This is a genomic window from Hymenobacter coccineus (assembly GCF_001816125.1).
Taxonomy (GTDB): domain Bacteria; phylum Bacteroidota; class Bacteroidia; order Cytophagales; family Hymenobacteraceae; genus Hymenobacter; species Hymenobacter coccineus.
Window position 1 is genome coordinate 1 of record NZ_MDZA01000134.1, and the last position, 6,033, is coordinate 6,033.

General features: G+C 67.7%; 4 protein-coding genes. 1 reads left to right on the forward strand and 3 read right to left on the reverse strand.

From position 1 onward, the window contains the following. From porU to BEN49_RS09860, 3 genes are all read right to left on the reverse strand, one after another. On the reverse strand, positions 1 to 3,334 hold a 3,334-nt coding region (porU, locus tag BEN49_RS09850), incomplete at its 3' end, for a type IX secretion system sortase PorU (RefSeq protein ID WP_125916689.1). Positions 3,335 to 3,465: 131 nt separating this feature from the next. Continuing rightward, the gene (locus BEN49_RS09855) at positions 3,466 to 4,206 is read right to left on the reverse strand and encodes a CDP-alcohol phosphatidyltransferase family protein (RefSeq protein ID WP_070742855.1); all 741 of its coding nucleotides are present in this window, start codon (positions 4,204 to 4,206) and stop codon (positions 3,466 to 3,468) included. A 214-nt stretch (positions 4,207 to 4,420) separates the two neighbouring features. After that, positions 4,421 to 5,062 carry an MBL fold metallo-hydrolase gene (locus BEN49_RS09860; protein ID WP_070742856.1) on the reverse strand — a complete coding sequence of 214 codons (642 nt, stop codon included), beginning with the start codon at positions 5,060 to 5,062 and terminating at the stop codon, positions 4,421 to 4,423. Positions 5,063 to 5,179: 117 nt separating this feature from the next. Here BEN49_RS09860 and BEN49_RS09865 point away from each other — a divergent pair. Next, positions 5,180 to 6,033 (forward strand): NAD(P)/FAD-dependent oxidoreductase (locus BEN49_RS09865; RefSeq protein ID WP_070742857.1); only part of this gene is annotated, 854 nt, incomplete at its 3' end.

Consider the following 6,033-nt stretch of genomic DNA (forward strand, 5'->3'; position numbering starts at 1 on the left):
GGCCGGCGCCGCCTACCGGCGGGGCCAGGCGGCCGGTGGCGTCGGTGCCCTTGCCGCCGTCGGCGCCGGGGCTGGCGGCGTAGAGGCTCACCTTGCCGGGGCCCACGTTGTAGCTGATGTCCTTCGGCACCACGAAGCGCAGGCTGAACTGCCCGTTCGTGACGGTGGCCTGGCCGCTGTAAATCACGCTCTCCTGCACCTGGATGGGCTTGGGCCCGTCGGCGGGGTTGCTGGCGGCCTTGTTGCCCAGCGTCAGCACCGTGGCGGGCTTGTCGTACACCGTCACCTGGGCCGTGCCGTTGAAGCTAGCGTTTAGGGCCCCGGCGTTCAGCACGCGGCCGTGCAGGCGCACGGGGCTGAGGGCCTGGAGGGTGGGGGGCGCGGCCCCGCCGCCCACGTATTGCTTGTTCAGGCTGTCAATCTGCACCGTTTGCCGCGGGTAGGCCAGCGTCATGCTGGGGTCGCCGAGCAGGGTATAGTTGCGGTTGTTGAGCACGCCGGCCTGGCCGGGGCCCGGGTAGGCGTTCTTGGCCAGCATGGTTACGGTGCCCATCGCGGGCATTTTGCCGCCGGGCAGGGGCTGCAACACGTTGTTGTAAAAGGCCGAGTTCAGGCCGTAGTTCTGGCCGGCCTCCACCACGCGGGTGGTGGTGAACAGGCCGATGGCCCCGCCACCGTTCACGTTATCGGTGAGCACCTGCTCGCCGGCCGACGTGAAATCGGGGTTGTCGTAGGTGCTCAGGTCGCAGGTGCCGGTCACCATGAAGGCCAGCTTGGTGCTGTTTTGCAAAGCCAAAGCCGAGGCGTTGGTGAAAATCTGGTCGTCCGACAGACCCGTGGGGCCCCCGTGGCCGAGGTAGTTGATCAGCAGCGAGCCGCCTTCGAAGGATTCGTCCACGGCCTTGTTCATCTCGGGCGAGCGCAGGCCGGCCGCCCCTGCCACCTGCGGGTACAAATCGAGGTACACCTTGTGCACGTTGTAGGCCGGGTAGTTGGCCTGGATGCCGGCGGCTAGCGGCTCCGAGCCGCCGCCCACGAACAGGTCGCCGTTGCCATCGTCGGCCCACAGCGACAGGCGGTTGCGCCACTTGCCGAAGCTGGCCGGGGCGTCGTAGGCAATCAGCTTGTCCACCATCCGGCGGGCGTTGTCGTCGTTGGCGGGCTGGCCCTTGGGGGCCCGCACCGGCAGGCGGCCCACCCCCACGTCCTGCACCTCGGTGCCGGTGGGGCTCTCCAACCACTCGCCTTCGTTGTCGTCAAGCAGGGCGTAATAGTCTTCGGATGAATAGGTTACCGTGCTGCCGTAGAAGGCCGTCAGCGACTCGCGCGACTCGTAAGTGGGCACGTAGTTCTGGTTGGCGCGGTCGAAGTCGGCGTCGGAGCGGAAGGGGGCCCGGCTGGCCCACCACGCGGGCTCCTGGCTCTTGTCGTTGGTGGGGCTCGATTTGTAGTCGAACGACGCATCGCCGAAGAGCAGCAAGTACTGGAGCTTGCCCGCCGGGGCCCTATCGTATACCTGCTTCATGAAGTCACGGATGGCCGTGGCGTCCTGCCCGCCCGAGCCGAACTCGTTGTACACTTCCTTGGTCGTGGCCACGGCCACCTTCAGGCCGTCGTGGCTGCGGCGGTGGTCGGCCAGCCGGTTGGCCTGCGCCCGGAAGGCCGGGTAGGTCACAATCACCAAATCGTAGCTGCCGTCGAGGGCGTGCAAGTCCTGGTTGGGCACCTTACCAAAGGCCCGCACCTTGTTGGCAAATGTGCCGTCGGGCTGGAAGGCCACGTACTCGCGCAGCGTGTCGGTGGCGGCCGCGAAGGTGCCGGCCGCGTCCAGGGCCTGGGCCACGGCGCGTCGCGGGTTGGTCACGTCCCACACGGCGGTGGCGGCGGTGGTGCCGGCCAGGGCGAAGCGCGTTACAACTCTGGGGCCCACGCTGGCCAGCGACCGGAATTCCAGCGTCGGCCCGCTCAGCGTAAGGCGGCGCTGGGCGTTAATTTCCAGGTAATCGAGGTAGCCGATGCCGGTGCCCGAGAGGCTGTTGAACGTGAGGCCTACGCTGAGGGTAGCGACCGGCGCAGCGGGCAGCAGCACCGGCAGCGTGGGCGTGGCCACGTTGGCCACCGCGTAGTAGGCCTGTCCATTCACGGGGTTAATGGCCACGGTGCCGACGTTGGCGCCGTTCAGCGTGGCCCGGAACTGGCTGCCGCTGAGGTCGGTGGCAGCCAGGGCTAGTGTGACCTGGGCCGTGGAGCCGGGCACGAGGTCGGGCAAACTGGTCGGTAGGTCAATCGTGCGCGTCAGCACCGACTGCGGCGAGAAGCTCTCGCCCAGCCACTGCCGGCCCGAGTGCAGCAGGTTCACCAAGTCGTGCTCGTAAAAAGCCCGCTCGTCGAACGTGCTGACGGTGCGCGTGGCCGCCGCGCCCGGGGCCCCCGCCGTGGCCACGCGCTGCGGGGCACGGGCCGCGGCCTGGGTGGTGAGGAAGTAGTAGGCCGTGTCGCAGTAGAAGTTGTTGCGGTGCCGGAACCGGCCGTTTTCGGCGTACCAGGTGTGGGGCCCCGGCGCGTAAAACAGCAGGTACTCGTCGGCATCAAAGGTGTTATCCGTGTTGCCCACGAAGCGCACCGTGTTTTCCACCAGGTCGTCGGGGCGGTAAGTGAGGTTGGGCTGGGGCAGCAGGCCCGCCGCGTTGCCGTAGAGGCGCAGGGCCTTGGGGTCGGTGGTGGCGGGGTTGAAGCCCAGCGTTTTCAGCGTAGCCTGGTCGATTTTGTAAACGCCGCTGGCCGGCACGCCTAGCTTGTACCAGTCGCCGGCGGCTAGCACCGAGTGGGCCGCGTGTGACCGGGCCGTGCTGCCGCTGCCGCCGCGCGCGGCGCCGGGTTCGGCTAGGGAATAGCTGTAGTCGAACGACACTAGCCGCTCGGGCTGGCCGGTTTGGGGGTTGCGGCGGGCGGGGCGCAGGCTGAGGCGCGTGACGGGCAGCTTGGCCTCGGTGCCCGTGCTGAGCTGCACCTCGGGTGCGGCTGGCAGCCTGCCGGCGTCCAGTAGCTTGGCGTCGGCCGCCGAAAACGCCTCGTACACCGGGTTCAGCAGTTCGCCCTGGCGCACGTCGCCGGCCAGCCGCTGGCTGAAAATCCCGATTTGCTCATCAAATGCCGCGTAGGCCCCCGCGAAGGTGGGCACCCGCTTCGCGGTGCGGCCGGTGCGGCTGGGCACCTCGGCGTAGCCACCCCAGCGCAGCACCACGTGGGCCGTGGCGGGGCCCTGCGCCCGCGCCGCCGGGGCCCCCGTCCATCCCAATCCCACAAGCAGCAGCAAGAGAAAAAATCGCGGCATAGAATATCGGCTAATGGGCCGGGCGGTTCCGGGATGCGGCTCCAACACGGGAGGCCAGTGCGGGGTTCGGCCCGTGGCCAGGGCCCTAACTAAAAGCGGCTATTTTTATTGTGAATCGGCAGCTGGGCCCCTCACATCCGCCGGGGCCCCACCACCGACAGGCCCACGTAGAGCAGCACCACCAGCGGCACGGCGGCCGCGTGCAGCCACAGCGTCAGGGCCGCTGCCAGCAGCAAAAATAAATAGCGCTGCCGGTTGCCCACCAGGCCGAAGCTTTTGAATTTCAGCGCAAACAGCGGCAGCTCGGCCACCAGCAGGCCCGCGAGTAGCACGGTGAGGGCCAGCAGCGCCCAGGGGTTCAAAATCAATTTGTCAATAGCCGTGGGGGCCCCCGCATTGGCCGCCAGAATAAGCGGCAGTGAGGCTACCACCAAGGTGCAAGCTGGCGTGGGCAGGCCGATAAACGAGTTGGTTTGCCGGGTGTCGTTGTTGAACTTGGCCAGCCGCAGGGCCGAGAAAATGGTGACGATGAACGCCGCCAACGGCAGGTACTGGAGCCCGCCCGCCAGCGGGGCCGCGCTGGCCAGCGCGGTGGTCAGCAGCTGGTGTAAAATAGCTCCCGGTACCACCCCGAACGAAACCATATCCGCCAGCGAATCCAGGTCTTTGCCGATGGGGGAGGACACGCGCAGGGCCCGCGCCACCAGCCCGTCGAGGAAGTCGGCCACTGTGGCTAGGCCCACGAAGTAGGCCCCCACCACTAGGTTGTGCAGGCCCGGGTTCTGTGGGTCGGGGGTGAAGATAGACGTCAGCGCCAGGCAGCCGCACAGCAAATTCAGGCAGGTGAGGGCGTTGGGTATGTGCTTTTTCAAAGGGAAACGGCGCGTTTTTTAGAAGCTATTTGGGTTGGCTGGAAGCTGTTTGAGGCCGTCATGCTGCGCTGGCCGAAGCAGCTCTCCCGCGGCAGTAGTCATAGAGTGGTGAGCAGTAGAGATGCTTCGACCAGCTCAGCATGACCGTTTCATTGACCTGTGCTGCTTTGTGTTTTACGCGCAGTGAGTGACGGCTTGGAGGTCCCAATATTTTCTACACCAGGTACGGGTTGCCCTGCCGCTCGGCGCCGATGGTGGTGCTGGGGCCGTGGCCGGGGTGCACCACCGTGGCATCGGGCAGCGTGAGCAGCTCGGTGTTGATGCTGCGCAGCAGGGTTTTGAGGTCGCCGCTGGGCAGGTCGGTGCGGCCGATGCTGCGCTGAAACAGCACGTCGCCGCCAATTACCTGCCCGCTGGGCTCGTGGTAAAACACCACGTGGCCCGGCGCGTGGCCCGGCGTGAAGCGCACCGCCAGTTCCGTTTCGCCGAAGCGCACGGGCTCGCCGGCCGTCAGGGCCCCGGTGGGCTCAGCGGCCTGGTAGGCCCCAAAGCCGTAGGGCCCCGCGTAGCTGGCCACAGAGGCCAGCGTGGGCCGGTCGAGGTCGTGCACGAGCAGGGGCGTGCCGGGCCACGTGCGCAGCACGTAGGCGCAGCCCAGCACGTGGTCGATGTGGGCGTGGGTGAGTAGCACGGCGGCCACGGCCAGGTTGTTTTCGTCGATGTACTGCTTCAGCTCGGCCTGCTCGGAAACGGTGTAGCAGCCGGGGTCCACGATGACGCAGGCGCGGGTGGCCTCGTCGGTGAGGACGTAGGTGTTTTCGGAAAAGCCGTTGAAGGTGAAAGTCTTGAGAAGCATGGGGAATGCGAAGAGGAAAAAAGGGCCGTCCGGCCGCCGCCCAGCGCCCGCCCGCAACGGCCCGGCAAAGTACGGCAGCGCTTCGGCGTTTGCCCCCGCCGGCTGTACCTTGCTGCTATGACGGACTGCGACTTTTTGGTGGTGGGCCACGGCCTGGCGGGCGCCACGCTGGCCGACGAACTGCACCGCCGCGGCCACCGCGTGCTGGTGTACGACGCCGGCCGGCCCGATTCGGCCTCGCGCGTGGCCGCCGGCCTCGTCAACCCCGTGGCCGGCCGGCGCTTCGCCCTGGCCTGGCGCGCCGACGAGCTGATTCCCTACGCCACGGCCTACTATAGGGCCCTGGAGGCCCGGCTGGGGCAGGCCTTCTACACGGCCGCGCCCATTTTCAAAGTGTTCGGCTCGGAAGAAGAGCAAGTGGCCTTGATAGCCCGCAGCGCCAAGCAACCTTGGGGCGATTTTGTGGCCGAAATCCTCACCCACGACCCCGGATTGCCCGGCGTGCTGGCCCCCCACGGCGGGGCCTGGCTGCGCCACGGCGGCTATTTGGCGGTGGCTGAGCTGCTGGCCGCGCTGGCCACCGAAGGCGAAGCCGCCGGTTGGCTGCGGCGGGAAACTTTTGACTGGGCCCGGCTCGTTAGCGCCCCGGCCGGCGCGGCGCCAGCCTTCATTTACAACGGTACCGTAACGGCGCGCTACGTGGTGTGCTGCGAAGGGGCCGAGGCCGTTAACAACCCGTACTTTAATTGGTTACCCATCACCCCCAACCAGGGCGAGGTGCTGGATGTGGAATGCACGGGCCTGGGGCCCGAACAGGTGCTCAACCGGGGCGCCTACGTGGTGCCGTTGGGGGCGGGGCGCTTCCGTGTGGGGGCCACCTACCGCTGGCCGCCTTTCGCCGAGGGCCCCACGGCCGACGGCCGCGCCGAGCTGGCCACCCGCCTAGGGGCTCTCACCAGCGCGCCGTTTGC

Coding starts and splice junctions, on each gene's coding strand:
- BEN49_RS09860 (WP_070742856.1), bottom strand. CDS start 5,062: ATGCTTCTCAAGACTTTCACCTTCAACGGCTTTTCCGAAAACACCTAC.